Origin of the sequence: Microvirga tunisiensis (assembly GCF_009296175.1) — a bacterium.
In the GTDB taxonomy this organism is placed as follows: Bacteria; Pseudomonadota; Alphaproteobacteria; order Rhizobiales; family Beijerinckiaceae; genus Microvirga; species Microvirga tunisiensis.
Map to the genome: position 1 here is coordinate 1 of NZ_VOSK01000899.1, position 833 is coordinate 833.

The 833-nt window shown below is 61.5% G+C and carries 1 protein-coding gene; it reads left to right on the plus strand.

Annotated features, from left to right (window positions below; genetic code table 11):
- The first annotated feature begins 311 nt into the window (after positions 1–311).
- Positions 312–692 carry a hypothetical protein gene (locus tag FS320_RS44400; RefSeq protein ID WP_152718781.1) on the plus strand — a complete coding sequence of 127 codons (381 nt, stop codon included), beginning with the start codon at positions 312–314 and terminating at the stop codon, positions 690–692.
- Positions 693–833: the final 141 nt, after the last annotated feature.

Here is an 833-nt window from a genome sequence, read left to right on the forward strand (position 1 = left end):
CCCTCCCTTGGCGGGAGCGGCGACGGTTAGGGCTGATCTTGGAGGGAGTACGGATGCAAGCCACCAGTGAGGACCTTCGAGTTGCCGTCGACAAGATGCACGGTCTGGCGAGGTCTGGACCAGCGGGCCTCCAGGAAAAGGATCCGACACGTTCCTGTAGGATTGTCACGGCTTACTACCAAGCCGATCCTCAAATGAGGGGTTCGCGCAGGGGTAACGCACGAACCTGTGAGGCGTGATCCGGGGGACCTTTGGCTCGAGGCCAACCTGTGTAACTGTGGGGCAGTGCCGGACAACTGAACGGGTGGAGCATGCTCCGGGAGCACGCGCGCAAGCGACTGACCAAAAAGGCCAAGAAAGGGTTTCGGGGCTTCCCGGTGGCCACGATCGCCTTCTACGGGCCGGATAACCGCCGGGCGAGCAAGCTGACAGTCGGCATCGTGCTGGCTGAGAACCAAGAGGCAGTCGAGCTGAAGCAATGGTTCGCCGAGCACGGCGATGTGCGCGAGGACGTCCAGGCTGCGGAGGAGGTCTTGGCGTACATGGACAGGTTCGGCGTGCGCTCGGTTGCGATGGTGGACCGGATTATCGGCTGCCCGCACGAGGAAGGAATTGACTACCACGGACCGACCTGTCCGTTGTGCCCCTACTGGGCCGGGCGTGATCGCTGGAGCGGGGAGAGGGTCCACTAACGGCGGGGCAAACAGCTAGCTAGTTTCCGTCCACAAACGGCAAACGTTTGATTTCACTACGTGAATCATAGCTTTGCGCGAGCAAGGCCCGGCGGTTTCAGGTATCTTGGATCATGCCACTGAGTCCAAAGCCCTGCCAGC

Bases quoted from the DNA above. Each gene is read 5' to 3' on its own strand.
- FS320_RS44400 (WP_152718781.1), top strand. From the start codon at position 312: ATGCTCCGGGAGCACGCGCGCAAGCGACTGACCAAAAAGGCCAAGAAA.